The 24,488-nt window shown below is 44.5% G+C and carries 25 protein-coding genes, 14 tRNA genes and 1 riboswitch (1 of these 40 only partly in view); of the genes, 32 read left to right on the forward strand and 7 right to left on the reverse strand.

Annotated elements, in window-relative coordinates:
• The 13 genes from bslm_RS04625 to bslm_RS04685 form a co-directional block, all read left to right on the forward strand.
• Positions 1-9: transfer RNA gene (locus tag bslm_RS04625), tRNA-Val, on the forward strand; it begins 67 nt to the left of the window's first position.
• A 9-nt stretch (positions 10-18) separates the two neighbouring features.
• A tRNA-Met gene (locus tag bslm_RS04630) sits at positions 19-95 on the forward strand.
• 11 nt (positions 96-106) lie between these two features.
• Positions 107-183: transfer RNA gene (locus bslm_RS04635), tRNA-Asp, on the forward strand.
• A 12-nt stretch (positions 184-195) separates the two neighbouring features.
• A tRNA-Phe gene (locus bslm_RS04640) sits at positions 196-271 on the forward strand.
• Between the two features lie 5 nt (positions 272-276).
• Positions 277-349 (forward strand) — tRNA-Thr (locus bslm_RS04645).
• 22 nt (positions 350-371) lie between these two features.
• Positions 372-456 (forward strand) — tRNA-Tyr (locus bslm_RS04650).
• A 5-nt stretch (positions 457-461) separates the two neighbouring features.
• Positions 462-535, forward strand: a tRNA-Trp gene (locus bslm_RS04655).
• Between the two features lie 24 nt (positions 536-559).
• Positions 560-635: transfer RNA gene (locus tag bslm_RS04660), tRNA-His, on the forward strand.
• Between the two features lie 9 nt (positions 636-644).
• Positions 645-716 (forward strand) — tRNA-Gln (locus bslm_RS04665).
• Positions 717-765: 49 nt separating this feature from the next.
• A tRNA-Gly gene (locus bslm_RS04670) sits at positions 766-840 on the forward strand.
• A gap of 5 nt (positions 841-845) precedes the next feature.
• Positions 846-916 (forward strand) — tRNA-Cys (locus tag bslm_RS04675).
• A gap of 7 nt (positions 917-923) precedes the next feature.
• A tRNA-Leu gene (locus bslm_RS04680) sits at positions 924-1,012 on the forward strand.
• Between the two features lie 265 nt (positions 1,013-1,277).
• Positions 1,278-1,359, forward strand: a tRNA-Leu gene (locus bslm_RS04685).
• Between the two features lie 78 nt (positions 1,360-1,437).
• Here the strand turns inward: bslm_RS04685 and spo0M are convergent.
• A complete protein-coding gene (spo0M, locus tag bslm_RS04690) occupies positions 1,438-2,214 on the reverse strand; it encodes a sporulation control protein Spo0M (RefSeq protein WP_003233481.1) in 777 nt (258 codons plus the stop codon).
• Positions 2,215-2,355: 141 nt separating this feature from the next.
• Between spo0M and bslm_RS04695 the strand changes: the two genes are divergently transcribed.
• Positions 2,356-2,559 (forward strand): hypothetical protein, encoded by a 204-nt coding sequence (locus tag bslm_RS04695; protein ID WP_014479229.1) that lies wholly within the window; start codon positions 2,356-2,358, stop codon positions 2,557-2,559.
• A 74-nt stretch (positions 2,560-2,633) separates the two neighbouring features.
• Here the strand turns inward: bslm_RS04695 and bslm_RS20485 are convergent, their stop codons facing one another.
• Positions 2,634-2,906 (reverse strand): spore coat protein, encoded by a 273-nt coding sequence (locus bslm_RS20485; RefSeq protein WP_072692951.1) that lies wholly within the window; start codon positions 2,904-2,906, stop codon positions 2,634-2,636.
• Positions 2,907-2,947: 41 nt separating this feature from the next.
• Here bslm_RS20485 and bslm_RS04700 point away from each other — a divergent pair, with 41 nt between their 5' ends.
• Positions 2,948-3,640, forward strand: a complete 693-nt coding sequence (locus tag bslm_RS04700) for a Type 1 glutamine amidotransferase-like domain-containing protein (protein ID WP_046381490.1) — start codon at positions 2,948-2,950, stop codon at positions 3,638-3,640.
• A gap of 69 nt (positions 3,641-3,709) precedes the next feature.
• Positions 3,710-3,817: riboswitch (TPP riboswitch) on the forward strand.
• A 132-nt stretch (positions 3,818-3,949) separates the two neighbouring features.
• A complete protein-coding gene (gene thiC, locus bslm_RS04705) occupies positions 3,950-5,722 on the forward strand; it encodes a phosphomethylpyrimidine synthase ThiC (RefSeq protein ID WP_017697515.1) in 1,773 nt (590 codons plus the stop codon).
• Positions 5,723-5,759: 37 nt separating this feature from the next.
• On the opposite strand, the gene bslm_RS04710 is transcribed toward thiC, so the two are convergent.
• Positions 5,760-7,115 (reverse strand): FAD-binding oxidoreductase, encoded by a 1,356-nt coding sequence (locus bslm_RS04710; RefSeq protein ID WP_003233470.1) that lies wholly within the window; start codon positions 7,113-7,115, stop codon positions 5,760-5,762.
• A gap of 250 nt (positions 7,116-7,365) precedes the next feature.
• On the opposite strand from bslm_RS04710, the gene senS reads away from it, so the two are divergent.
• Entirely contained in the window at positions 7,366-7,563 is a 198-nt protein-coding gene (senS, locus tag bslm_RS04715) for a transcriptional regulator SenS (protein WP_003245192.1), read from the forward strand.
• Between the two features lie 26 nt (positions 7,564-7,589).
• Here senS and katA read toward each other — a convergent pair whose 3' ends face one another.
• Positions 7,590-9,041 (reverse strand): catalase KatA, encoded by a 1,452-nt coding sequence (katA, locus tag bslm_RS04720; RefSeq protein WP_003245322.1) that lies wholly within the window; start codon positions 9,039-9,041, stop codon positions 7,590-7,592.
• Positions 9,042-9,448: 407 nt separating this feature from the next.
• On the opposite strand from katA, the gene bslm_RS04725 reads away from it, so the two are divergent.
• The 6 genes from bslm_RS04725 to rpsN all read left to right on the forward strand — a co-directional run bounded on the left by bslm_RS04725 (position 9,449) and on the right by rpsN (position 14,233).
• A complete protein-coding gene (locus tag bslm_RS04725; protein ID WP_010886450.1) occupies positions 9,449-10,216 on the forward strand; it encodes an ABC transporter ATP-binding protein in 768 nt (255 codons plus the stop codon).
• 17 nt (positions 10,217-10,233) lie between these two features.
• On the forward strand, positions 10,234-11,232 hold the full coding sequence (locus bslm_RS04730) for an aliphatic sulfonate ABC transporter substrate-binding protein (protein WP_003245431.1): 999 nt from the start codon (positions 10,234-10,236) through the stop codon (positions 11,230-11,232).
• Complete coding sequence (locus tag bslm_RS04735) at positions 11,229-12,059, forward strand: ABC transporter permease (RefSeq protein WP_010886451.1); 831 nt, start codon at positions 11,229-11,231, stop codon at positions 12,057-12,059. Before bslm_RS04730 ends, bslm_RS04735 begins: the two co-directional genes overlap by 4 nt.
• Positions 12,060-12,081: 22 nt before the next feature.
• Positions 12,082-13,212, forward strand: a complete 1,131-nt coding sequence (gene ssuD / locus bslm_RS04740) for an FMNH2-dependent alkanesulfonate monooxygenase (RefSeq protein WP_003245787.1) — start codon at positions 12,082-12,084, stop codon at positions 13,210-13,212.
• A 103-nt stretch (positions 13,213-13,315) separates the two neighbouring features.
• Positions 13,316-13,852, forward strand: coding sequence for a hypothetical protein (locus tag bslm_RS04745; protein WP_003245073.1), 537 nt, complete (start codon positions 13,316-13,318; stop codon positions 13,850-13,852).
• 111 nt (positions 13,853-13,963) lie between these two features.
• Positions 13,964-14,233: a 30S ribosomal protein S14 gene (rpsN, locus tag bslm_RS04750; RefSeq protein ID WP_003233455.1), complete on the forward strand. Its 270-nt coding sequence runs from the start codon at positions 13,964-13,966 to the stop codon at positions 14,231-14,233.
• Positions 14,234-14,250: 17 nt separating this feature from the next.
• Here the strand turns inward: rpsN and bslm_RS04755 are convergent, their stop codons facing one another.
• Positions 14,251-14,724, reverse strand: a complete 474-nt coding sequence (locus tag bslm_RS04755; RefSeq protein ID WP_003245008.1) for a lipoprotein — start codon at positions 14,722-14,724, stop codon at positions 14,251-14,253.
• 1 nt (position 14,725) lies between these two features.
• On the reverse strand, positions 14,726-14,926 hold the full coding sequence (locus tag bslm_RS04760; protein ID WP_009966860.1) for a helix-turn-helix transcriptional regulator: 201 nt from the start codon (positions 14,924-14,926) through the stop codon (positions 14,726-14,728).
• Between the two features lie 193 nt (positions 14,927-15,119).
• Here bslm_RS04760 and bslm_RS04765 point away from each other — a divergent pair.
• Positions 15,120-15,193, forward strand: a tRNA-Gly gene (locus bslm_RS04765).
• 90 nt (positions 15,194-15,283) lie between these two features.
• Here the strand turns inward: bslm_RS04765 and bslm_RS04770 are convergent.
• Positions 15,284-15,907 (reverse strand): B3/B4 domain-containing protein, encoded by a 624-nt coding sequence (locus bslm_RS04770; RefSeq protein ID WP_003245517.1) that lies wholly within the window; start codon positions 15,905-15,907, stop codon positions 15,284-15,286.
• Between the two features lie 82 nt (positions 15,908-15,989).
• Between bslm_RS04770 and queG the strand changes: the two genes are divergently transcribed.
• The 8 genes from queG (at position 15,990) to yhbH (ending at position 24,464) form a co-directional block, all read left to right on the forward strand.
• Positions 15,990-17,150 (forward strand): tRNA epoxyqueuosine(34) reductase QueG, encoded by a 1,161-nt coding sequence (queG, locus tag bslm_RS04775; protein WP_003245522.1) that lies wholly within the window; start codon positions 15,990-15,992, stop codon positions 17,148-17,150.
• A 66-nt stretch (positions 17,151-17,216) separates the two neighbouring features.
• The gene (locus tag bslm_RS04780; RefSeq protein WP_010886452.1) at positions 17,217-18,152 is read left to right on the forward strand and encodes an amidase domain-containing protein; all 936 of its coding nucleotides are present in this window, start codon (positions 17,217-17,219) and stop codon (positions 18,150-18,152) included.
• Between the two features lie 37 nt (positions 18,153-18,189).
• Complete coding sequence (gene trmL / locus bslm_RS04785; protein ID WP_010886453.1) at positions 18,190-18,672, forward strand: tRNA (uridine(34)/cytosine(34)/5-carboxymethylaminomethyluridine(34)-2'-O)-methyltransferase TrmL; 483 nt, start codon at positions 18,190-18,192, stop codon at positions 18,670-18,672.
• Between the two features lie 124 nt (positions 18,673-18,796).
• Complete coding sequence (locus bslm_RS04790) at positions 18,797-19,438, forward strand: YhbD family protein (protein WP_003245603.1); 642 nt, start codon at positions 18,797-18,799, stop codon at positions 19,436-19,438.
• A complete protein-coding gene (locus tag bslm_RS04795; RefSeq protein WP_003244751.1) occupies positions 19,429-20,142 on the forward strand; it encodes a bactofilin family protein in 714 nt (237 codons plus the stop codon). The genes bslm_RS04790 and bslm_RS04795 overlap by 10 nt, the downstream gene beginning before the upstream one ends.
• An 11-nt stretch (positions 20,143-20,153) precedes the next feature.
• The gene (locus tag bslm_RS04800) at positions 20,154-20,861 is read left to right on the forward strand and encodes a hypothetical protein (protein ID WP_046380873.1); all 708 of its coding nucleotides are present in this window, start codon (positions 20,154-20,156) and stop codon (positions 20,859-20,861) included.
• A gap of 349 nt (positions 20,862-21,210) precedes the next feature.
• Positions 21,211-23,106: a serine/threonine protein kinase PrkA gene (gene prkA / locus bslm_RS04805; protein ID WP_003233433.1), complete on the forward strand. Its 1,896-nt coding sequence runs from the start codon at positions 21,211-21,213 to the stop codon at positions 23,104-23,106.
• Positions 23,107-23,285: 179 nt separating this feature from the next.
• Positions 23,286-24,464 (forward strand): sporulation protein YhbH, encoded by a 1,179-nt coding sequence (yhbH, locus tag bslm_RS04810; protein WP_003233432.1) that lies wholly within the window; start codon positions 23,286-23,288, stop codon positions 24,462-24,464.
• Positions 24,465-24,488 lie beyond the last annotated feature (24 nt).

A 24,488-nucleotide genomic window follows, 5' to 3' on the forward strand; every position in this document is an offset into this window, starting at 1 on the left:
CCTCCACCATTATATCATCGCGGGGTGGAGCAGTTCGGTAGCTCGTCGGGCTCATAACCCGAAGGTCGCAGGTTCAAATCCTGCCCCCGCAACCAAATTTTAAAATGGTCCGGTAGTTCAGTTGGTTAGAATGCCTGCCTGTCACGCAGGAGGTCGCGGGTTCGAGTCCCGTCCGGACCGCCATTTTAATACTTAGGCTCGGTAGCTCAGTTGGTAGAGCAACGGACTGAAAATCCGTGTGTCGGCGGTTCGATTCCGTCCCGAGCCACCACCTATGCCGGTGTAGCTCAATTGGTAGAGCAACTGACTTGTAATCAGTAGGTTGGGGGTTCAAGTCCTCTTGCCGGCACTGTTTTTTCAAAATTTAATGTGGAGGGGTAGCGAAGTGGCTAAACGCGGCGGACTGTAAATCCGCTCCCTCAGGGTTCGGCAGTTCGAATCTGCCCCCCTCCACCATTTATAGGGGCATAGTTTAACGGTAGAACAGAGGTCTCCAAAACCTCCGGTGTGGGTTCGATTCCTACTGCCCCTGCCAAATTTATGACATCTTGAGATTATGGCGGTTGTGGCGAAGTGGTTAACGCACCAGATTGTGGCTCTGGCACTCGTGGGTTCGATTCCCATCAATCGCCCCATATTATCATTGGGCTATAGCCAAGCGGTAAGGCAACGGACTTTGACTCCGTCATGCGTTGGTTCGAATCCAGCTAGCCCAGTCTCACTTTTTATATCAGCTGCATATAATGTATTAAGTCCATTAAAAATGCGGAAGTAGTTCAGTGGTAGAACACCACCTTGCCAAGGTGGGGGTCGCGGGTTCGAATCCCGTCTTCCGCTCCAATTACGGCGGCATAGCCAAGTGGTAAGGCAGAGGTCTGCAAAACCTTTATCCCCGGTTCGAATCCGGGTGTCGCCTTCTTATTGCCGGGGTGGTGGAATTGGCAGACACACAGGACTTAAAATCCTGCGGTAGGTGACTACCGTGCCGGTTCAAGTCCGGCCCTCGGCACCAATTTTACTTACATGGTAAGTTGAATTGGTGTTTGTGTTTTATCATTATAACTAATCATATTAATGATCTACTTATGTAGATCATTTTTTTAATGCTTTGATTTATCATAAAAAGTTAAGTTCCGATGCCTATTATAAAGCGGCTGTATAGCTAGTCTTTCAACACTTTTATTTTATATTTCCATAAAAACTTTTTTGAAATACGTTGACACTTTGTGAGATCCATGATATATTTATATTCGTCGGTTAGATACGACGTAAAACTTGCCGGTGTGGCGGAATTGGCAGACGCGCACGACTCAAAATCGTGTTCCTTCTGGAGTGTCGGTTCGACCCCGACCACCGGTATACTGAAAAACCCGTTTCTTAACAGGAACGGGTTTTTATTTTTTATTAAAGAAAAGGAGCCGAGGCTCCTTTTTATACTTACTCAGCGTATTGGTCTAGGATCTCTTCTAGCACCTCTTCTAGCTCTTCTGTATCTTCAAGCTCTGATTGGCTGAAACGGACGCGTACAAGCTGTTCTCCGTCATTATACATCTCTTCCAGCCACCCTCGGAGTCCTCTTGCTCTGCGGTCGACTTCGAAAATGATTTCCAAACCGTCTTCGTCTAAAAGGAAAATGAGCTCTAATTCATCAAGCATCTGACGATAATATCCGGAAGTCGGAACGAATTCGAATTCTTGAACAAACGGAAGACGACGCTGGAAGTAGGGCGCTTGTTCGCAGTCTGCTTCGTTAAGACGGAAGCCCAGGTTTTCGATTGCTTCAAGCACATTTTCAATCCAAGGGTGCGCTTCAACAAAAATGCGGTCATGATCGGATTTATCGATACCGCCTTGAATGTCAAGGTCTGTCACCACGGCAACCTCTACTTTCCCTACAGTGATCGGCGTATCTAGAGGCAGAGTGAATGTGAACGGAAATTGATGCTCTTCACCAGGCTGTATGGTAAATGAACCAGTGACCCGGAAAGAATGAATTGTAGCGTATTTCCGGTGCTCTTCATCGTCTTTTACAATGACATACCGTGTGCTAAGCTGTAAATCGATATAACGGATGTCCTGAGCGATTTTTCCGCCTTTGACATGTACCGTTCCCTGTACTTCTTCTCCTGGAAAATATGCGTCTTTTTCTAAAATTGTATCTACTTTTGCAGCTCCAATTCCGGCACTTGCCGCAAGCTTCTTAAAAAATGACATGTTAGATCTTCCCCTTTTTCTTTTTTCTCAACAGATATACGTAAGAAGGCGGAAAAAAGATTCGTTTGATTCATACTTTTTTCCTATTATTCGTCTCGGCCTAGGGACAGACTAAGAATAATATTGAAAATAAAGGAGTGGATGGAAGTGAATAAAGAAAGTTTGGTTGCAGATGAATTACACAGAATGTTTTTGGCTGGTGAGCTGCAAATCACAGTAGAGGAGGATATAAACAATATTTCCGAAAGGCTGAGAAACGGCGATCTCAGTTTAGACCGATTAAGCGGTGAAGACGCGTTTATAAAAGAAACGGTAAATGAGGCTTTAAGAAGAGTGGAGCAATAAAAAAGAGACGGCATCTCATCTTTGAGATCCCGTCTCTTTTTGTGGTCTTTACTGCAAGATAAAAGCGTAATTGCTCACCCGAGCCACCCCTTTTCTAACAGAAGATCTGACAGTTCATCATGGAGATAAACAGTTGTATCTAATTGATCATGCAATGCTCTTCTGATGTGGGGATTTTCGGCTTCTGTTATTGCGACAGTGTATTTGTTAATGCTGGTTTTTATTGTTGTTAACAAATCAAGAATATCTTTGGGACAAAGACTTTGTTCAATGGGAAACCACCTCCTTTGTTTTTTTAGCAGCTCCTGATAAGAAAGTATTTGGCTTTGTTTCTTGCTTCTATACAAAATGCTATAATAAGCAACAAATTTTGTTGGGGGGTGTGATGATGAAGCAGATTATTGCGATGGGGGGCGGGGGTTTTTCGATGGAGCCGGATAATTTGTCCCTCGATCAATATATCCTCAATCAATCAAAACGAGAGCAGCCTCGTATTTGTTTTTTGCCGACGGCGAGCGGAGATTCCCAAAACTATATTCAGCGGTTTTATCATGCATTTCAAACACTGGATTGTGTGCCGTCTCATTTATCTTTGTTTAAGCCGCCACCATCAGATTTAGCTTCTTTTGTTATGGAAATGGACGTGATTTATGTTGGCGGGGGAAATACGCGGAATTTACTTGTGTTATGGAAAGAGTGGGGGCTTGACCAGATTCTCAGGGAAGCATGGAAGAACGGTGTGGTTTTAGCTGGATTAAGTGCCGGTGCGATCTGCTGGTTTGAAGAAGGGGTGACAGATTCAGCCGGACCGCTGACAAGTTTGAAAAGTTTAGGTTTTTTGCAAGGGAGCTTTTGTCCCCATTATGACGGGGAAAAGGATCGGAGACCGGCATACCACCAGCTGATATCTAACAAGTTCTTATGCAGTGGCTATGCAGCGGATGATGGGGCTGCTCTCCATTTCATAAATGATCAGCTGTTTCAGACTGTGAGTTCAAGGTCGGGTGCAAAGGCATATCGGGTGATGATGGCTGAACATGAAATAGCTGAAATCCCGTTGCCGGTCAAATATTTAGGGTGAAATTGGCTGAATATTATCTATATTCCTCTTTTTTTCAGATTGATTTTATGATAAGATGAGTGCGAAATCAATAGTTACTGGGGGTGCCCGCTTTCGGGCTGAGAGAGAAGGTAAGCTTCTTAACCCTTTGGACCTGATCTGGTTCGTACCAGCGTGGGGAAGTAGAGGAATTGTTTTTGTTATTGTCGTGCTGGGCAATAATATGTTTCTTTCTGACTGTAACCGGGTTCATTTATATGAATCCGGTTTTTTGTGCTGGTTATGGGCTTGATTTTGTCCTTTCAAACGTAGAAAGGGGAAGGAAAAGTAATGCAAAACAATTCAGTGCAGCAAGCCAACATTTCCATTATGTCAAGTTTTTCAGGCAGCAAGAAGGTATACGTGGAGGGCTCTTCTTCGGACATCCAAGTGCCGATGAGGGAGATTCTATTGAGTCCGACGACGGGATCGTTCGGCGAAGAGGAAAACGCGCCTGTGCGTGTCTATGATACAAGCGGACCGTATACGGACCCTGAAGTAACCATTAATATTCAAGAAGGATTAAAGCCGCTCCGCCAAAAATGGATCACAGAGCGCGGTGACGTGGAAGAGTATGAAGGTCGGGCTATAAAACCAGAAGATAACGGTTATAAAAAAGCAAATCCAAACGTAAGCTACCCAGGATTAAAGCGGAAACCGCTGAGGGCGAAGGCAGGTCAAAATGTCACTCAAATGCACTATGCAAAAAAGGGGATCATTACACCTGAGATGGAATTTATCGCCATTCGTGAGCATGTGTCTCCTGAATTCGTCAGAGACGAGGTAGCCAGCGGCCGGGCGATTATTCCTTCAAACATTAATCACCCTGAAAGTGAGCCAATGATTATCGGCCGGAATTTTCATGTGAAGATTAATGCAAATATCGGGAATTCAGCGGTTACGTCATCCATTGAAGAAGAAGTGGAAAAAATGACGTGGGCCATCCGCTGGGGAGCGGATACGATGATGGATCTCTCTACCGGAAAAGATATTCATACGACGCGTGAATGGATTATCCGCAATTGCCCCGTGCCTGTGGGAACTGTTCCGATTTATCAGGCGCTTGAAAAAGTAAACGGCGTAGCGGAGGATTTAACGTGGGAGATTTATCGTGATACGCTAATCGAGCAGGCAGAGCAGGGAGTGGATTATTTTACGATTCACGCGGGTGTTTTGCTTAGGTATGTACCGCTGACTGCCAAACGGACAACTGGTATCGTGTCACGCGGGGGAGCGATTATGGCGCAGTGGTGTCTGGCTCATCATCAAGAAAGCTTTTTATACACACATTTTGAAGAAATATGTGAGATTATGAAAATGTATGATATTGCTTTCTCTCTTGGGGATGGTTTGCGTCCCGGATCAATTGCTGATGCCAATGACGAAGCGCAGTTTGCTGAATTAGAGACGCTTGGAGAGCTGACGCAAATTGCCTGGAAGCATGATGTTCAGGTGATGATTGAGGGTCCTGGACATGTTCCGATGCATAAAATCAAAGAGAACGTCGATAAACAAATGGACATTTGTAAAGAAGCGCCTTTTTACACATTGGGGCCGTTGACAACGGATATTGCTCCGGGATATGACCATATTACTTCAGCGATCGGAGCGGCGATGATCGGTTGGTACGGGACAGCAATGCTTTGTTATGTAACGCCGAAGGAGCATTTGGGGCTGCCAAACCGTGATGATGTTCGTGAAGGAGTCATTACATATAAGATCGCTGCGCACGCTGCGGACCTTGCAAAAGGGCATCCCGGAGCGCAAATCCGGGATGATGCGTTATCGAAAGCCCGTTTTGAATTCCGCTGGCGGGATCAGTTTAATTTATCTCTTGATCCGGAGAGAGCCCTTGAATACCATGATGAAACCCTGCCTGCTGAAGGAGCAAAAACCGCTCACTTTTGTTCCATGTGCGGTCCGAAATTTTGCAGCATGAGAATTTCACAGGATATTCGGGATTATGCGAAGAAAAACGATCTCAGTGAAGCAGAAGCCATAAATAAAGGATTAAAAGAAAAAGCAAAAGAGTTTGTCGATACGGGAAGCAATTTATATCAATAAAAAAAATGAAGATGGAGAATGCTCCATCTTCATTTTTTTAGAAAAACAGAGAGCGTCGAAGCGGAGGAATACTCTGTTCAAAGCGGAAAACATTTTCTGGATCATATGTCGTTTTGACACGGCGGAGTCGTTCAACGTTTTCGCCGTAATATGTTCTTGGCCAGTTTCTGATTTCGATATCTGGCCAATTTACGTAGTCTCCCATCGTTTCTTTCGAAAGGGACGTTCTCAGCCCCTCAATCCAGCGGACATTTTGTCTTTTTTCTCCAGGGGATGTCCAGTTTGTTAAGTATTCCTGGGCGATGATTGCGTCACGATAATAAAATGCCGTTTGGTCGGGAGCGACCCGTCCGGCTGCCCCGCCGAGTGCTTGCTGCCAGACACTGGCGTTTTGATTCGGAGCGTGCTCTAAAAAGTGTTTTATTGTTGAGATCGCACGTTCTGATAATGGCTTTTCAATGAAAGAGCCGGAGCGTTTCATTTTTTGAGGCTGATTGCCTCCCGGGCTGTTAAAAAAGGTTACCGCTTCAATGAATGGCGTTGTTTTTACCATTCCGCTTGTCGGACTTCCTGCTTTCAATAAAGGCTTTAACAGTTTTTTTAACTCTGTTTTTGGCCCGACAAATTGGCCGAGGGCTTCTATGCGGTTTACTTCTTTAGGCCAAAACTCTATTGATGATGTAAGCCGGTCATCTGTATACGGGGCCCAGTTCTGCCACGTGTTATATACTTCCTCAAAATCATCCCATCCCCATGTAATAGAAAAAATCGACACTTGAGAGATGGGCACTGCTTTAAATGTCATGGAGGTGACTATGCCGAAATTGCCTCCTCCGCCTCCCTGAGACGCCCAAAATAAGTCTGGATGATTTGAACAGCTGACTGTAATCAGATCAGCGCCCTCTTTTTCGTCTGCTACGATCATCTCAAGCTGCACGAGGCTGTCGCAAGTAAGACCGGCAGCCCTTGTTAAAAGTCCAATTCCCCCTCCGAGAGTTAAACCTGTGAGCCCTACATTAGCAATGGTGCCTGCGGGAAGCGTCAGGCCGTATTGCCAGAGTGTCCGATAGACTTCTCCCAATTCAGCCCCCGCTTCAATATAGGCCAGCTTTTTATCCTGATTCACAGTTATTTTTTTCATCTCGCTTAAATCAATAACAAGACCGTTATTTAAAAGGGAAAAGTTCTCATAGCTGTGTCTGCCGCCTCTAATACGGAAAGGCACACGGTTTTCACGCGCCCATTTCAGCGCATTGAGTGCATCCTGTTTGTTTTGGCAAAACACAATGATGTCAGGATACCTTTCTAAGCTTAGGTTAATATTGGTTCTTGCTTCGTTATAGTCCGGATCATCCCGTGTCACGATACGTCCGGTCAATTTTGTCTTTTCCACACTCCCACATCTCTTTCTCTCGTATTCTAGTTTCTCTAGCTTATGCGTCAGGGGAAAAGAGTGTATAAGGAAAAAGCGGGGATGCAATCTGATACAGTGTCAACACCCTCAAAAAATAGTTGACAGGTCGGTATTGTATGAATTAACATGGTCAGTACAAATTTTTCAAATTTATCGCGCTGATCGGAACACCGAAGGCTCTTATCGTTTAGATAAGGGCCTTTTTTGTATGAAAAAGGGGGGATTATTGATGGGAGTCAAAAAAGAAAAGGGGAGAAAACGATTCAGGAAGCGAAAAACCTACGGGAATCAGATTTTGCCGCTTGAGCTGCTGATTGAAAAAAACAAACGAGAGATTATAAACAGCGCGGAACTCATGGAAGAAATTTATATGAAGATTGATGAGAAGCATACGCAATGTGTAACTAAATATAAAAAAACCCGCTGACTACAACGGGTTTTTGCATTTCTCCATTAAGAATCTTTTTTAATCGGCAATCCAAGGCCTTCTGCCACGCGTTTTCCGTATTCAGGATCCGCTTTGTAGAAGTGCTCGATTTGGCGCAGCTTGATTTCTTCTTTTTCTACCGGCTTCATGGCATTAACGATATTTTCAACAAGGCGGGTACGTTCATCTTCACTCATTAAACGATACAGATCGCCGGCTTGAGTGTAGTGATCGTAGTGATCGTAGCTTACGCTGTCAGCGATACCTTGTACCGGATATGCTGCTTGCTTATCCTCAGGTGACTCTTTTGGACCGCCGAAGCTGTTAGGCTCGTAATACACAGATCCGCCGCCGTTATCATCAAAACGCATTTGCCCATCACGCTGATAATTGTTTACTTTGTTGCGTGCGCGGTTGATTGGCAGCGCTTGATGGTTTGCACCGACACGGTAGCGGTGTGCATCATGATAAGCAAAAAGTCGACCTTGAAGCATTTTATCCGGTGAAACATCAATACCAGGCACGAGGGTTCCAGGTGAAAATGTCGCTTGTTCTACCTCTGCAAAGTAGTTTTCCGGATTTCTGTCTAGAACCATGCGTCCGACCTCGATTAACGGGTAGTCTTTTTGAGACCAAACTTTTGTGACATCAAACGGATCGAAACGGTACGTATTTGCATCTTCTAAAGGCATGATTTGCACATATAGTTTCCATGCAGGATAATCACCGTTTTCGATTGCGTTGAAAAGGTCTTCTGTATGGTAATCAGGGTTTTCACCGGCAATTTTTGCTGCCGTATTGACATCAAGGTTTTTCACGCCTTGTTCTGTTTTAAAGTGATATTTAATCCATACGCCTTCGCCTTCGGCATTTGTCCATTTGAATGTATGGCTTCCGAAGCCGTGCATGTGGCGAAGTGTCGCAGGAATTCCGCGGTCAGACATCAGGATTGTCACTTGGTGCAGTGACTCTGGTGAAAGTGACCAGAAATCCCATACAGCCGTAGGGTTTTTCAGGTGTGTTTTTGGATCTCTTTTTTGTGTATGGATGAAATCAGGGAACTTAATCGCATCGCGGATAAAGAATACAGGCGTATTGTTGCCGACGATGTCGTAGTTTCCTTCTTCAGTATAAAATTTAACAGCAAATCCGCGCGGGTCGCGAACTGTGTCAGCAGAGCCAAGTTCACCGGCAACTGTTGAGAAACGGATGAACAACGGTGTGCGTTTGCCGACTTCAGAAAGGAAAGCGGCTTTCGTGTATTTTGTTACGTCGTTTGTCACTTCAAAATATCCGTGTGCGCCTGCTCCTTTGGCGTGAACAACACGTTCAGGAACACGTTCTCGGTTGAAATGGGCCAATTTTTCGAGTAAATGTACATCTTGAATTAAAGTTGGTCCGCGAGAACCGGCAGTCATTGAGTTTTGATTATCTCCAACCGGAGCGCCCCAGCTAGTTGTCAGTTTATTTGAACTCATGTTATCACCTCTTGGAATTTATAAGAACATAATATCATCTCTAAGTAAAAAGTCAATATTATTTTATAATTATTATAAAATAGTTATCTCTATTAATCGATATATAGTATCGAAATTGTTGAAAAACCTTGTTGTAACAGCTTTTTATGACACTTAATAATTTTTGGAGAAATAATTTTTCCTTCTCTATTTGCGAAACAAGCAGAGTAAGTGATAAACAAGGATATCAAAAATCGTATTTAAAAAAGAGTTGACATATCGGAATAATTTGAATTAACATGTTATTCAAACAAAAAAACAATTGGGCAGCTGATCGGACCGCCGAAGGCTCTCATCTCTACAAGAACAGAGATGGGGGCCTTTTTGTTTTTTTTGAAGGCGGGGTTGGCAGAAAGAGAGGGATAAAAGTGGCTGTGACCATCAGCATCAAAGAAAAGGCATTTGTTCAAGAAGGCCGCAAAAACACGGTCTTAGAAAACATAGAATTATCAATCGCACCAGGCGAATTTCTAACGCTTATCGGACCGAGCGGGTGCGGAAAAAGCACCCTGTTAAAGATTATTGCAGGGCTTGATTCTGAATATGACGGGAGTGTGGAAATTAACGGCCGCAGCGTAACAGCTCCGGGTATTCAGCAAGGATTTATTTTTCAGGAACACCGCCTCTTTCCTTGGCTGACTGTTGAGCAGAATATTGCAGCCGACTTGAATTTGAAGGACCCAAAAGTCAAACAAAAGGTGGATGAACTGATCGAGATTGTCAGATTGAAAGGATCGGAAAAAGCATATCCGCGCGAGCTGTCAGGCGGCATGTCACAAAGAGTAGCCATCGCCCGGGCCCTGCTGCGGGAGCCTGAGGTGCTGCTTTTAGATGAACCGTTTGGTGCACTCGACGCTTTTACAAGAAAACACCTGCAGGACGTGCTGCTGGATATATGGAGGAAGAAAAAAACAACGATGATTCTCGTGACTCATGATATAGATGAATCTGTTTATTTAGGAAATGAGCTTGCGATCCTTAAGGCCAAACCGGGGAAAATCCATAAGCTGATGCCCATTCACCTGGCGTATCCGCGAAACCGGACGACTCCGGATTTCCAAGCGATCAGACAGAGAGTGCTGTCGGAATTCGAGAAAACAGAAGATTTGGAGTACGCAGAAGGATCAGGGATATAGAAAGGGCGGAAGCGGAAATGAAAAAAGGACTCATTGTATTGGTTGCCGTTATTTTTCTGCTCGCAGGCTGTGGAGCAAATGGAGCCAGCGGTGACCACAAACAATTGAAGGAAATTCGTATTGGTATTCAGCAAAGCTTAAGCCCCCTTTTGATTGCAAAAGAAAAAGGCTGGTTCGAAGATGCATTTGAAAAAGAAGGCATCAAAGTGAAATGGGTGGAGTTTCAAAGCGGTCCGCCCCAATTTGAAGGCCTTGCGGCAGACAAACTTGATTTTTCTCAAGTCGGTAATTCGCCTGTGATCGCTGGACAGGCGGCAGGCATTGACTTTAAAGAAATCGGTTTGTCTCAGGACGGCTTGAAAGCAAACGGCATCCTTGTCAATCAAAACAGCGGCATTCAAGACGTTAAGGGCTTAAAGGGGAAGAAAATTGCAGTCGCCAAAGGCAGCAGCGGGTTTGATTTTTTGTATAAAGCGCTTGATCAAGTGGGGTTGTCAGCTAACGATGTGACAATTATTCAGCTTCAGCCTGATGAAGCAGCTTCCGCATTTGAAAACGGATCTGTTGATGCCTGGTCCATTTGGGAGCCGTACTTGTCCTTAGAAACAATGAAACACGGAGCAAAAATCCTTGTGAACGGAGAAAGCACAGATTTATATTCACCGGGTTTTACTTTAGTAAGAACAAAGTTTTCAGAAGAGCATCCAGACGAAGTGGTCCGTTTTCTGAAGGTGTTTAATAAAGCCGTTGTATGGCAAAAGGAACATCTGGATGAAGCAGCGGACTTATATTCTGACATTAAAGATCTCGATAAAAAGGTCGTCGAAAATGTGCTGAAAAATACTGAGCCACTTAATGAGATCATCAGTGACGACATTGTGAAAGCACAGCAGGAAACAGCAGATTTTCAATTTCGAACAAAGGCGATAGATAAGAAGATTGATGTGAAGGATGTTGTCGATAACACTTTTATCAAAAAAGCATTAGAGGAGCATTCCTCAGGAGGTGATCAATGATGAAAGCAGAGGCTGCGGGCTCGCTGCCCAAAACGAATGCGGAAGCGGTGCGAAAAAAGCCCGGAAGGAAGAGATACGGCTGGATGAAGGGGCTTTTACTGCCCGCTGTCATCATTGCCATCTGGCAGGTCATCGGCGGGCTGGGGGTTGTGTCCGCTACAGTGCTGCCTACACCTGTTACGATTGTTCTGACCTTTAAGGAGCTTATTTTGTCCGGCGAACTGTTCGGCCATCTGCAAATCAGCATTTATCGGGCGGCACTTGGTTTTTTGCTTGGCGCGGGGCTTGGATTGATGATCGGGATTTTGGCCGGATTTTCCAAACGGACGGAGCTGTATCTTGATCCGTCGTTGCAAATGCTTAGAACCGTACCTCATCTGGCCGTCACGCCGCTGTTTATTTTATGGTTCGGATTTGACGAAGTATCTAAAATTTTGCTGATTGCGCTCGGTGCCTTCTTTCCTGTCTATATCAATACGTTTAACGGCATCCGCGGGGTTGACGCGAAGCTGTTTGAAGTCGCCCGGGTGCTTGAATTTAAATGGCATCAGCAGATATCCAAAGTGATATTGCCGGCAGCCCTGCCCAATATATTGCTAGGCATTCGCTTATCGCTCGGCATTGCATGGCTCGGGCTCGTTGTGGCAGAGCTGATGGGCTCAAGCTCGGGAGTCGGCTATATGATCATGGATGCGAGACAGTTTTCACAAACGAATAAAGTCTTTGCAGGGATTATCATTTTTGCAGTGGTTGGAAAGCTGACGGATTCCTTCGTCAGGCTGCTTGAACGAAAGCTGTTAAAGTGGAGAAACAGCTACGAAGGATAAAAGATATAAAGGGGAGATGAATATGGAAATTCTTTGGTTTATACCGACTCATGGAGACGCGAGATATTTAGGATCTGAAAGTGATGGACGGACTGCGGATCATCTTTACTTTAAACAAGTCGCGCAGGCGGCAGACAGGCTGGGATATACAGGAGTTCTTCTGCCAACGGGAAGATCGTGCGAGGACCCGTGGCTTACAGCGTCGGCACTGGCAGGAGAAACAAAGGACTTAAAGTTTTTAGTCGCGGTAAGACCTGGTTTAATGCAGCCTTCTCTGGCAGCCAGAATGACATCCACCCTAGACCGCATTTCAGACGGCCGGCTGCTGATCAACGTTGTGGCAGGGGGCGATCCGTATGAGCTGGCAGGCGATGGCCTGTTTATCAGCCATGATGAGCGCTACGAGGCAACAGACGAATTTTTAACCGTTTGGCGGAGACTTTTGCAGGGAGAAACGGTTTCCTATGAAGGAAAGCATATAAAAGTGGAAAACAGCAATCTGCTTTTCCCGCCGCAGCAAGAGCCGCATCCGCCCATCTATTTCGGTGGTTCGTCACAGGCTGGAATTGAAGCTGCCGCAAAGCATACAGACGTGTACTTGACATGGGGTGAGCCGCCTGAACAAGTAAAAGAAAAGATAGAAAGAGTCAAAAAGCAAGCGGCAAAAGAAGGGAGATCCGTTCGATTTGGCATTAGGCTGCATGTCATTGCCCGTGAAACTGAACAAGAGGCATGGGAAGCGGCAGAGCGCTTGATCAGCCACTTGGATGATGACACCATTGCCAAAGCGCAGGCAGCTTTGAGCCGTTACGACTCTTCAGGCCAGCAGCGGATGGCCGTCCTTCATCAAGGCGATCGGACGAAGCTTGAAATCAGCCCGAATCTGTGGGCGGGGATCGGCCTGGTCAGAGGAGGGGCAGGAACAGCTCTTGTCGGTGATCCGCAGACGATTGCCGACCGGATAGCGGAGTACCAGGCACTCGGCATAGAATCGTTTATATTCTCCGGCTATCCGCATTTAGAAGAAGCGTATTATTTTGCAGAGCTTGTATTTCCGCTTTTGCCGTTTGAAAATGATCGGACGAGAAAGCTTCAGAACAAAAGGGGAGAAGCGGTAGGAAACACTTATTTTGTCAAAGAGAAAAATGCATGAGTTTAACTAAAATACAGCCCCCCGAACATGGTATGATATTCAAAAAAAGGGGGCTTTTTTTCTGAAAACATTGAGAAGCGCGGCAGTCATTTGCCTCATAGCTATGCTGTCAGCATGCGGACATTCAAAACAGATGGAAATCAAAGCGGCGGACATATCAGATCTTGAAAAAAACAGAATGGATGTCGCAGCTTCACAGGCATTCACTGCCGAAGCCGTCAATATCGGTGAAGGTATTTCTTCAGCTGACATGTACATCGAACATTATCAAAAGGGAAAGCTTGTTGAGAGGTTTGGACCGGTTCGTGCAGATTATTCAGAGGAAAAAACTGATACCATACAATTTGTTTATTTTGAGAATGAAGAGGGGGAAGGAAAGAATAAACATACCACCATTCATTTTGGCATTGTGGATAAACAGGGAACTATAGCGGCTGATTCATCGGTGAAACGCGACGATAGCACAACACAGGAAATGACTCAGAATATTTCATCGCCGGAACCGATTACTTTCGAGAAGCCTGCTTTGATCGGCAGCAGTATTAGAGGGACTGACGAGACAATGCACACCTCTGAACATAAAAAAGAGCTCATTAAGCATCAAGATGCGTTACTGTATTATGTGGAATTGCATCATTAGAATGGGCGGCTTCAGGCCGTCTGTTTTACAAAGCGGTATGCTTGCTTTTTTGAATGGTGAATGATACATTTTAAATCGTAACAATTTCGATTTAAAGGGAGGCTATGTGACTTGGCTAAAAAATCAAAAGTGGCAAAAGAGTTAAAACGCCAACAGCTTGTTGAGCAATACGCTGGTATTAGACGCGAGTTGAAGGAAAAAGGAGATTACGAGGCACTCAGCAAGCTGCCAAGAGATTCAGCACCGGGAAGGCTTCACAACCGCTGCATGGTAACGGGGCGCCCGAGAGCATATATGAGGAAGTTTAAAATGTCCAGAATCGCTTTCAGGGAGCTGGCCCATAAAGGCCAGATTCCCGGTGTGAAAAAAGCAAGCTGGTAAGAAAAAACTCCGGCCGATTACAGCGCGCCGGAGTTTTTTTCGTTTTTCTTGAAAGAGATGACGTAGGAAAGGTGCTGGATGATCATGATGATAAACACAATAATAATAGGGAAAAACGGAATGCGCGATTGAAATAGCGGATAAAAAATGAGAAGAACCGCTGCGGCAGGCAGCGAGAAGTAGACAGCGATATATGACGCGCGACATGCTTTTGCCGTCATCATCTGCTCTCTTTCATCCTGCTCTTCAAACTCATCAGGCAGAAGTAGCTGCTTTCTGGCAGGGCGGCTTTTTTTCTGTAAGTACAAATAAACCGCAGACGCCGCAACAAACAGAATAAAGGGAGTGAGGTTTAAATCAAATACCATCCCGCCGCTCTTTGTGCCGAAAAAAGATGCTATGCCTTCTGAGGCTTCAAAGTATGAAATCAGCGCCCAGCATGCAAGGCCAAATAAAACAAGGTGAAAAGCTGCTTTTGTTTTCATGCTCATCTTAGTTTTCCTCCTCTAACCAAAAGACATCCTCCATTTTCATGGAGAAGGCTTTGCAGATTTTCAGTGCTAACAGCAGTGAGGGAACATAATCGCCTTTTTCAATCGCTGCCACAGTCTGTCTTGTGACGCCGACCGTTTCTCCGAGTTTTTCCTGAGAATAGCCGAAGCGTGCCCTCAGCTCTTTTACTTTATTTTTCATCATGACGTCTGTCCCCTTCACAATCTCGATTGATTATATTGTATAGTATACTTAACATTATGTAAATGGAACTTAACAACTTTACAAAAAGATAACTTTTTTTCGACAAAATTTTTATATTCCCTTGACGAAAAATAAATAAACATGTAATATAAAAAAAGTCAGAGCGGTACTGTTGCTGACAATCACAAATGCGGGTGTAGTTTAGTGGTAAAACCTCAGCCTTCCAAGCTGATGTCGTGAGTTCGATTCTCATCACCCGCTCCATACATACGTTATTAACGCAGTGTTTCGTTTCTCAGATAAACGAAGTATTGCGTTTTTTTATGTGAAAAAGAACACGGTATTCGTGTTCTTTTACGTAAGCCAATGTACTGTATGGGTGCCGCCGTGAATTTGTTCAAACATTTTCGTTAATGATGATAAGAGGTTAACAGCGCTGCTTTTCTCAATCGATGGCGGGAAAAAAATGATTTGCAGCATATTCTTAGTCTCGTTTGAAACGGGATAGTGGTTGACGCTGTTTTTGAAATCGCCAAAAATGCCGTTTTCATCAGAGAAAAGCAGTATGTTTTCTTTTTCTCCCAATGAGATCCGGACCGGCTCATGAAGCTTTCCGGCATCATAAATCATAATAGGCAGAGAATATTTTAATGCGAAAAAATCGATTGTGTCATGGGCCGAGTCTTTACTTTCCATGAATTGTTCCTTGGATATCGGGACCAGCATGTCCTCCATTGGGGTTGTTTCTCCCTCAAATGAAGGGTTAAGCTGTTTAAAGAGTTTCTGCCATTCCTTGACGAAGGATTCATCGGATATACCGCCGTCCGCATAGTCGAAAAACAAGGATTCTTGAAACAGGCGGAGTCTGCCTTTCAGCATTTGCGGTGAGGAGCCGACTTCGATATTCTCATAAATGACAGCAGCTGCATGTAAGCCGGCCGCACGTTCAGTAATAACAGAATCAAGTTTGATATTCACTAGCATTCACTCCAGTTACGTGATATCAACCTATTATAAACGCTGTGTCGTTTTATCACAAAGAAAGGAGGCTGTGCAAAACATGAACGTTTATCAGCTCAAAGAAGAATTAATTGAATACGCGAAAAGCATTGGCGTAGACAAGATTGGTTTTACGACCGCTGATACTTTTGACAGTTTAAAAGACCGTTTGATTCTTCAAGAATCACTCGGCTATCTCTCCGGCTTTGAAGAGCCAGATATCGAAAAAAGGGTGACGCCGAAGCTTCTTTTGCCGAAAGCGAAATCAATAGTGGCAATTGCTCTCGCATATCCTTCCAGAATGAAGGATGCGCCGAGAAGCACGAGAACTGAGCGCAGGGGCATTTTTTGCAGAGCTTCCTGGGGAAAAGACTATCATGATGTGCTGAGGGAAAAGCTTGATCTGCTGGAGGATTTTCTAAAAAGCAAGCATGAGGATATCAGAACGAAGTCAATGGTTGATACAGGTGAATTGTCTGATCGCGCCGTTGCGGAACGTGCCGGAATCGGATTCAGTGCGAAAAACTGTATGATCACAACACCCGAGTATGGCTCTTATGTGTATTTGGCGGAAATGATCACAAATATCCCTTTTGAGCCTGATGTGCCGATTGAAGATATGTGCGGGTCCTGCACGAAATGCTTGGACGCCTGCCCAACGGGAGCACTGGTTAATCCCGGGCAGCTTAATGCGCAGCGCTGCATCTCTTTTCTGACCCAGACAAAAGGATTTTTGCCTGATGAATTCCGGACAAAAATCGGAAACCGCCTGTACGGGTGCGATACGTGCCAAACGGTATGCCCTCTCAATAAAGGGAAGGATTTTCATCTTCATCCGGAAATGGAGCCTGATCCTGAGATTGCCAAACCGTTATTGAAGCCGCTTTTGGCCATCAGCAATCGGGAATTTAAGGAGAAATTCGGGCATGTCTCAGGTTCTTGGCGCGGAAAAAAACCGATTCAGCGAAACGCCATTCTCGCGCTTGCCCATTTTAAGGATGCTTCCGCACTGCCTGAATTGACGGAACTGATGCACAAGGATCCGCGTCCTGTCATCAGGGGGACAGCCGCATGGGCAATCGGAAAAATCGGAGACCCCGCCTACGCGGAAGAGCTTGAAAAAGCGCTGGAAAAAGAGAAGGATGAAGAGGCAAAGCTGGAAATTGAAAAAGGAATTGAGTTGCTAAAAGCTTCAGGCATGACTAAACAAGGCCTGTCCTGACATACGTATAGAGCAGAAGGAAAAAACACTTGAGATCATCCAAGTGTTTTTTCTCTATAAAAAAGTATGGCGGGTGGGGTGAGCTTGAAGTACATTTTAGAACAATTAGCGGAGGAGCGGCTGGGCTTTCTGGTTAACGGGCATGCTATGAGACAGGAGTCTCAAGTCGGAGACCTTAAAGTCATGGAGCGTAAGAAAAAGCTTCTGGAAAAACGTAAAGTTGACATCATAAAAGCGAAAGCAAAGGCCGTGATTAATCATGTGCGGGTTGAGGATGACGGAACGACCTGCCTTTCGTATACCATCCATTACGAATACGTGTGTAAGGAACAAGATGACAGCTTGTATATAGAAGAGCACATAGAGGAGCGAATGGCTTTCCTGTATGATCACATTTTGATTAGTGATCAGGAAATTGCGAAAAAGCCGGCTGGATTTCATGAAGGGACCAGTATTATTGACTATTCTGAAGCTGAAGAGGAAAGAGAAGCGTTTGGCAGGGCTTTTCAATACGATCGTCTCGGCGCTGTCCAATATGCCGAGAAATTTTGGAACAAGCGCAATCCTGCTTATAAAAATTTCAGCGATAACTGTACAAATTTTATTTCTCAGTGTCTTCATGCAGGAGGCGCGCCGATGCGCGGTCATCCGAACAGGGGATCAGGCTGGTGGATGAAACAAAGCTCATGGAGCTACAGCTGGACGGTGGCTCACTCTATGAAAATGTATTTGTCGAATTCAAAGGCCGGACTGCGTGCGGTGCGGGTGAAATCAGCGGAAGAACTGATGCCGGGCGATGTGATTTGCTATGACTTCGAAGGAGACGGCCGGTTTAATCATACAACGATTGTCGTGGCAAAGGACAAAGGCAATATGCCGCTTGTCAACGCCCAGACTTATGACAGCAGGATGAGGTATTGGTCATATGAGGATTCTACGGCATACACGCCGTCAATACGATATGCCTTTTTTCATATCGTTGATGATACGACAAAAGAGTAATTAATGTTATAATGATGGGCGGATAAGAAAAACAGAGGTGAACATTGTGGCATTACATGTCGTTTTATATCAACCAGAAATTCCCGCTAACACAGGGAATATTGCACGTACTTGTGCAGCAACCAATACAACGCTACACCTGATTCGTCCGCTCGGCTTTTCAACGGATGATAAAATGCTGAAGCGTGCCGGACTCGATTATTGGGAGTTTGTTAACGTTGTGTATCATGATTCGTTAGAAGAATTGTTTGAGGCATATAAAAAAGGCAAGTTTTTCTTTATTACAAAATTTGGCCAGCAGCCTCATACATCATTTGATTACACTGATCTTGACGAGGATTATTTCTTCGTGTTCGGAAGAGAAACAAGCGGTTTGCCAAAGGATTTAATTCAAAATAATATGGACCGCTGCCTGCGTCTTCCGATGACAGAGCATGTCAGATCGTTAAATCTGTCCAATACTGCCGCGATTCTTGTTTATGAAGCGCTGCGCCAGCAAAATTACCGTGATTTAAAATAGTGAAAAACCCGCTCATCGATGATGGGCGGGTTTTTTTGCGGATGTTGAAATGCTTTGTTTCGTTTTTGGGCTTAACAACGTAACAGTGTTATGTTACAATGTACCCATCAAAGGAGCTGGACTTATGGAAGAACAATTAATCTCTAAAAAAGAATTACTTGAAAGAACATCGATTTCATACGGTCAGCTGTATCGATGGAAGCGGAAAAACTTAATACCTGAGGAATGGTTTATTCGTAAATCCACATTTACAGGGCAAGAGACGTTTTTTCCGAGAGAGGAGATTTTAAAACGTATATCAATGATTCAAAAGATGAAAGAAAATTTGTCTTTGGATGAAATGAGGGAAATGCTGTCGCCGAAAATGAAGGATGTCAGCATGACCGCTGATGAATTGCTTCATAAAGGTTTGGTTTCAAGGCCTGCTCTTGAAGCCTATTCAGAAGACGGAGGAAGTCCGGTTTTTTCATCCAGCGATTTGCTTTCGCTGTTTGTGCTTGAGGGCCTGCTGCAGTCTGGAAATGTCAGCCTTGCAGAAGCAAAAATGGCTGCAGAGGTATTAAAGAAGCATGATACTGAAGAGATTGAAAAACAGACGGAGCTGATTGTGCTCCGCAAGCTCGGTGTCACAACTTGTTTTATAGCGGCTGCGGCGGACAGCATTTTGTTTGAATCATCCGTAAAGGTTGTGGAACGGGTAGATTTATTAAAAGCTTCAGAGGAATTAAAAACAACATTTATGCAGGAGGGCCATCAATGGATGTAGTGGAAAAGCTGGTGATAAATGGATCAGGAAGTTCTAAGGGAGGAACATTTCAATCAGTTGAGATTAATGGCAGCGGGACAGTGGCCGGGGACGTGGAGTGTGACACTTTTTCTTTTAATGGAAACGGAAAAGCGGACGGCAGCGTCAAAGCGAAAGCGGTAACTATCAGCGGTTCAGGAAAGATACATGGAGACGTTGAAGCAGAATCTATCCGGATGAATGGCACTGGTTTTATTCAAGGAGAGGTATCTGCAAAACAATTGAAAATCGCTGGATCATCAACATTTGGCGGCACTGTCAAGGCTGATGGAATTGACATTAGCGGAAAAGCTGTCATGGAAGCAGATTGTGAAACAGAAACCTTTCAATCAGAAGGGAAATGCAAAATCAGCGGGCTTTTAAATGCAGACCAGGTGATCATTAAGCTTTCTGCAGGGGAAAGCTATGCGCGGGAGATCGGCTGCCGCCATCTTCAAGTGACCTGCAGAAAAGGAATGCTGACATTGCTCAGATTGATGCCGCAGCCTGTTCTAACAGCAGAGCTGATCGAAGGTGACGTGATTGAATTGACAAATACAAAGGCGAAAACCGTGCGCGGTAATAAAGTGATCATCGGCCCGGATTGCCAGATTGAAACCGTCGAATACAGCGGGGACTATACCTGTGATCCAAGCGCGTCGGTTGAAACATCCACAAAGTTGTAAGGAGGATCGTAATGGAGACAACAAAACTGGGAAACTTAAAATTATATGGCGCTGGGCATGCCGCAGGAGGCGCGTATCACAATGTCAGCATCAAAGGAGAAGGTGTAGTTGGAGAAGGGCTGTCTGCTGTAGGCTGCCGCATATACGGAACGGGCCTTTTTCTCGGAAAAGCAGAGACTGAGCGGCTGCGTGTGCTCGGAGAAAGTGAATGTAAAGGCGATCTGACAGCCGGCAAAATCAATATATATGGGATAATGAAAGTCAGCGGCTCACTTCAATTTGATCGATTCAATCTGAAAGGCCAGACTGAAATTGGCGGGAATATGACTGGAGAATCCTGCGATGTGAAAGGGAAGCTTAGCGTAAAAGGTGATTGTGAAACAGAAATGTTCCATGTCACAGGCTGTGTTGATGTATCCGGGTTATTAAATTCGGGTGAGATCAAGCTGGGATTGAGCCATGATATAAGCCATGTGCAGGAAATCGGCGGAACAACAATTACAGTGAAAAGACGCGCGAGTTTTTTTAACCGGAAGAAAGGGAAGCTGATCGCCGATGTCATAGAAGGAGATCGGGTTTATTTGGAGAATACCGAAGCGGCAGTTGTCAGGGGAAAAGAAGTGATCATCGGGCCGGGATGCAGCATCGGAACGATTGAGTACGAAAACAAATATGAATGCGATCCGCATTCACAGATTAAAGAAAAAACAAAACTGTAAAACATTGTTCTGTTATACAAAAAGGGTGCTCTTTCAGGAGCACCCTTTTTTATTCTTTTCCAGGCTTGCTTTCGTATCCTGCGGTAAAAATTGATACTAAAAAAGTGACAATGACACCCATCATGATGATTGTTTTCACCGTCTCTCCCCCTCTTCAATTTTTCCGTGCTGTCCGAGTCTGGATGATTCTGTATTTTTCTTTATTATGAACGGTCGCAGTCTGCCTTGTCAACGATGTATAAGTATCTTTATTTTTAAGAAACCAAAGCATGTATCACGAGATGGCGGCATAGATTGTATCAAAGTACCTTATTTGCATAGTGTATCAAACATGATAGAGGAGGTCCTTATGGATATATTAAAGAAAATTGAAAAGTACAGAGAGGAAGAGCAGCGGCTGAAATGGGAAGGAACTTTCGCCGATTATTTGGAGATTATTAAAGAAAATCCGATGGTCGCGCAATCTGCTCATTCTCGAGTTTTTAATATGATAAAAGACAGCGGGATAGAGGAGATTGACGGGCGCAAGAAGTACAGTTTTTTTGACCGCGAGCTGTTCGGGCTTGAAGAATCTCTGGAGCGTCTTGTGGAAGAGTATTTTCATCCGGCTGCCAAACGTCTAGATGTCAGAAAGCGGATTCTATTGCTGATGGGGCCTGTGAGCGGCGGTAAATCCACGCTGGTCACAATGCTTAAAAAAGGTCTCGAAGCGTACACGCTGACAGATAATGGCGCTGTATATGCGATTAAAGGCTGCCCGATGCACGAGGACCCTCTACATTTAATCCCCCATCATTTACGCGATGACTTTTACAGAGAATACGGCATTAGAATAGAAGGAAGTCTTTCTCCTTTAAATGTCATGAGGCTGGAGGAAGAGTACGGAGGAAGAATTGAGGATGTGAAGGTGGAGCGCATCTTCTTTTCAGAAGATAAGCGTACGGGAATTGGAACATTCAGTCCCTCTGATCCGAAATCTCAGGATATTGCCGATTTGACGGGGAGTATTGATTTCTCAACAATCGCCGAGTACGGTTCAGAATCGGATCCGCGCGCTTACCGGTTTGACGGAGAGCTGAATAAAGCGAACCGCGGGATGATGGAGTTTCAGGAGATGCTGAAATGTGATGAGAAATTTCTCTGGCATTTGCTTTCCTTGACACAGGAAGGGAATTTTAAAGCTGGGCGGTTTGCGTTAATTTCTGCTGATGAGCTGATCGTGGCTCACACGAATGAAACGGAGTATCGCTCATTTATTTCTAATAAGAAGAATGAAGCCCTGCACTCAAGAATCATCGTGATGCCGGTCCCTTATAATTTAAAAGTGTCTGAGGAAGAGAGAATTTATGAAAAAATGATCGCAGAAAGCGATGTGGCGGATGTTCATATTGCCCCGCATACGTTGAAGGTCGCCGCGATGTTCTCAATCCTTACCCGGTTAAAAGAACCAAAGCGGTCGGATATTGATCTGGTCAAGAAAATGAGACTGTATGATGGGGAAAGTGTGGAAGGATATAACTCTGTCGACGTTGAGGATATGAAAAAAGAATATAATGATGAAGGCATGAGCGGAATTGATCCGCGGTACGTGATCAACCGGATTTCTTCAACGATTATCAGAAAAAATATGGAGTCGATTAATTCTCTTGATGTTCTTCGTTCCTTAAAAGAAGGTCTTGATCAGCATCCTTCGATTTCAAGCGAGGACAGGGAGCGGTATTTGAATTTTATTTCTGCCGCCCGCAAGGAATATGACGATATTGCGAAAAAGGAAGTTCAAAAAGCGTTTGTGTATTCGTATGAAGAATCAGCAAAAACACTTATGGACAATTACCTCGATAATGTAGAGGCTTATTGCAATAAAAACAAGCTTCGTGATCCTTTGACAGGAGAGGAAATGAACCCTGACGAAAAGCTGATGAGATCCATCGAAGAGCAGATCGGCATTTCGGAAAACGCCAAAAAAGCGTTCCGCGAAGAAATTTTAATCCGCATCTCGGCCTATGCGAGAAAAGGCAAGCGGTTTGATTACAATTCCCATGAAAGACTGCGTGAAGCTATTCAGAAAAAGCTGTTTGCTGATCTGAAGGATGTCGTTAAAATTACGACCTCTACAAAAACGCCGGATGAGCAGCAGCTGAAAAAGGTAAATGAAGTCGTGGCCCGTTTAATTGATGAGCACGGCTACAACTCGACGAGCGCCAATGAGCTGCTGAAATATGTCGGCAGCCTGCTGAACCGATAAGCAACGTGACCCGTCCGAATAGGGCGGGTTATTTTGTCCCATTTTCTAAATAGTTTGTCAATTAAACGTGCATATGTGCATATGATGAATATAAATCTTTTCGAAAGACTTGTTTCATAATCTGGCACAAGCCGGAATACGTATGTATCACGACCACAAATGGTTAAGGAGGGGAATTCATGTCCCAAAATGACAGCGGCCATTTTTTGATTTCTGAGGAAAACTGGTCCCTCCATCGCAAAGGCTTCGATGACCAGCAGCGCCACCAGAAAAAAGTGCAGGAAGCGATCAAAAACAATCTTCCGGACCTCGTAACTGAGGAAAGCATTATTATGTCTAATGGAAAAGATGTAGTGAAGATCCCAATCCGTTCACTTGATGAGTATAAAATCCGTTATAACTATGATAAAAATAAACATGTAGGGCAAGGAGACGGCGAGAGCCAGGTTGGAGATGTTGTGGCCCGGGATGGATCAGACAAAAAACAAGGGCCTGGAAAAGGGCAGGGTGCCGGTGATCAGGCAGGCGAGGATTATTATGAAGCGGAAGTTTCATTAATGGATTTAGAAGAAGCGCTTTTTAAAGAATTAGAGCTTCCGAATCTCCAGCAAAAAGAGCGGGACAATATCATTCATACAGATATCGAGTTTAATGATATCCGTAAAACAGGGTTAACCGGTAATATTGATAAGAAAAGAACGATGATGTCAGCCTTTAAACGAAACGCAATGTCAGGAAAACCGTCGTTCTACCCAATTTATCCGGAGGACCTGAAATATAAGACGTGGAATGACATCACAAAGCCCGAATCAAAAGCCGTCGTTTTAGCCATGATGGATACAAGCGGCAGTATGGGGGTTTGGGAAAAATACATGGCCAGAAGCTTCTTTTTCTGGATGACCCGTTTTTTGCGGACAAAATACGAGACTGTGGAAATTGAATTTATTGCCCATCATACAGAAGCAAGAGTGGTCTCGGAGGAGGATTTTTTCTCAAAGGGAGAAAGCGGCGGAACCATTTGTTCTTCCGTATATCGGAAGTCGCTTGAGCTTATTGATGAAAAGTACAATCCCGCCCGCTATAACATTTACCCGTTTCATTTTTCTGACGGTGACAACCTGACATCTGATAACGCGCGCTGTGTGAAACTGGTCAATGATATTATGAAGAAGGCCAATCTATTCTGTTACGGCGAGGTCAATCAGTACAACAGGCATTCAACGTTAATGTCTGCATATAAAAATGTAAAAGATGAGAAATTTAAGTACTATATTTTAAAACAGAAATCTGATGTTTTTCAGGCTCTAAAGAACTTTTTCAGAAATGAAGAGTCTGGTGTAAGCCATCAATTTTCGTAATGAAAAGCCCATTTCAGGGCTTTT

This window comes from Bacillus sp. LM 4-2 (genome assembly GCF_000978495.1).
Taxonomy (GTDB): domain Bacteria; phylum Bacillota; class Bacilli; order Bacillales; family Bacillaceae; genus Bacillus; species Bacillus subtilis.

Coding starts and splice junctions, on each gene's coding strand:
- spo0M (WP_003233481.1), bottom strand. CDS start 2,214: ATGTCATTTTTTAAGAAGCTTGCGGCAAGTGCCGGAATTGGAGCTGCA.
- bslm_RS04695 (WP_014479229.1), top strand. CDS start 2,356: ATGGAAGTGAATAAAGAAAGTTTGGTTGCAGATGAATTACACAGAATG.
- bslm_RS04700 (WP_046381490.1), top strand. CDS start 2,948: ATGAAGCAGATTATTGCGATGGGGGGCGGGGGTTTTTCGATGGAGCCG.
- thiC (WP_017697515.1), top strand. CDS start 3,950: ATGCAAAACAATTCAGTGCAGCAAGCCAACATTTCCATTATGTCAAGT.
- senS (WP_003245192.1), top strand. CDS start 7,366: ATGGGAGTCAAAAAAGAAAAGGGGAGAAAACGATTCAGGAAGCGAAAA.
- katA (WP_003245322.1), bottom strand. CDS start 9,041: ATGAGTTCAAATAAACTGACAACTAGCTGGGGCGCTCCGGTTGGAGAT.
- bslm_RS04730 (WP_003245431.1), top strand. CDS start 10,234: ATGAAAAAAGGACTCATTGTATTGGTTGCCGTTATTTTTCTGCTCGCA.
- bslm_RS04735 (WP_010886451.1), top strand. CDS start 11,229: ATGATGAAAGCAGAGGCTGCGGGCTCGCTGCCCAAAACGAATGCGGAA.
- ssuD (WP_003245787.1), top strand. CDS start 12,082: ATGGAAATTCTTTGGTTTATACCGACTCATGGAGACGCGAGATATTTA.
- bslm_RS04745 (WP_003245073.1), top strand. CDS start 13,316: ATGCTGTCAGCATGCGGACATTCAAAACAGATGGAAATCAAAGCGGCG.
- bslm_RS04755 (WP_003245008.1), bottom strand. CDS start 14,724: ATGAGCATGAAAACAAAAGCAGCTTTTCACCTTGTTTTATTTGGCCTT.
- bslm_RS04760 (WP_009966860.1), bottom strand. CDS start 14,926: ATGAAAAATAAAGTAAAAGAGCTGAGGGCACGCTTCGGCTATTCTCAG.
- queG (WP_003245522.1), top strand. CDS start 15,990: ATGAACGTTTATCAGCTCAAAGAAGAATTAATTGAATACGCGAAAAGC.
- bslm_RS04780 (WP_010886452.1), top strand. CDS start 17,217: ATGGCGGGTGGGGTGAGCTTGAAGTACATTTTAGAACAATTAGCGGAG.
- bslm_RS04790 (WP_003245603.1), top strand. CDS start 18,797: ATGGAAGAACAATTAATCTCTAAAAAAGAATTACTTGAAAGAACATCG.
- bslm_RS04795 (WP_003244751.1), top strand. CDS start 19,429: ATGGATGTAGTGGAAAAGCTGGTGATAAATGGATCAGGAAGTTCTAAG.
- bslm_RS04800 (WP_046380873.1), top strand. CDS start 20,154: ATGGAGACAACAAAACTGGGAAACTTAAAATTATATGGCGCTGGGCAT.
- prkA (WP_003233433.1), top strand. CDS start 21,211: ATGGATATATTAAAGAAAATTGAAAAGTACAGAGAGGAAGAGCAGCGG.
- yhbH (WP_003233432.1), top strand. CDS start 23,286: ATGTCCCAAAATGACAGCGGCCATTTTTTGATTTCTGAGGAAAACTGG.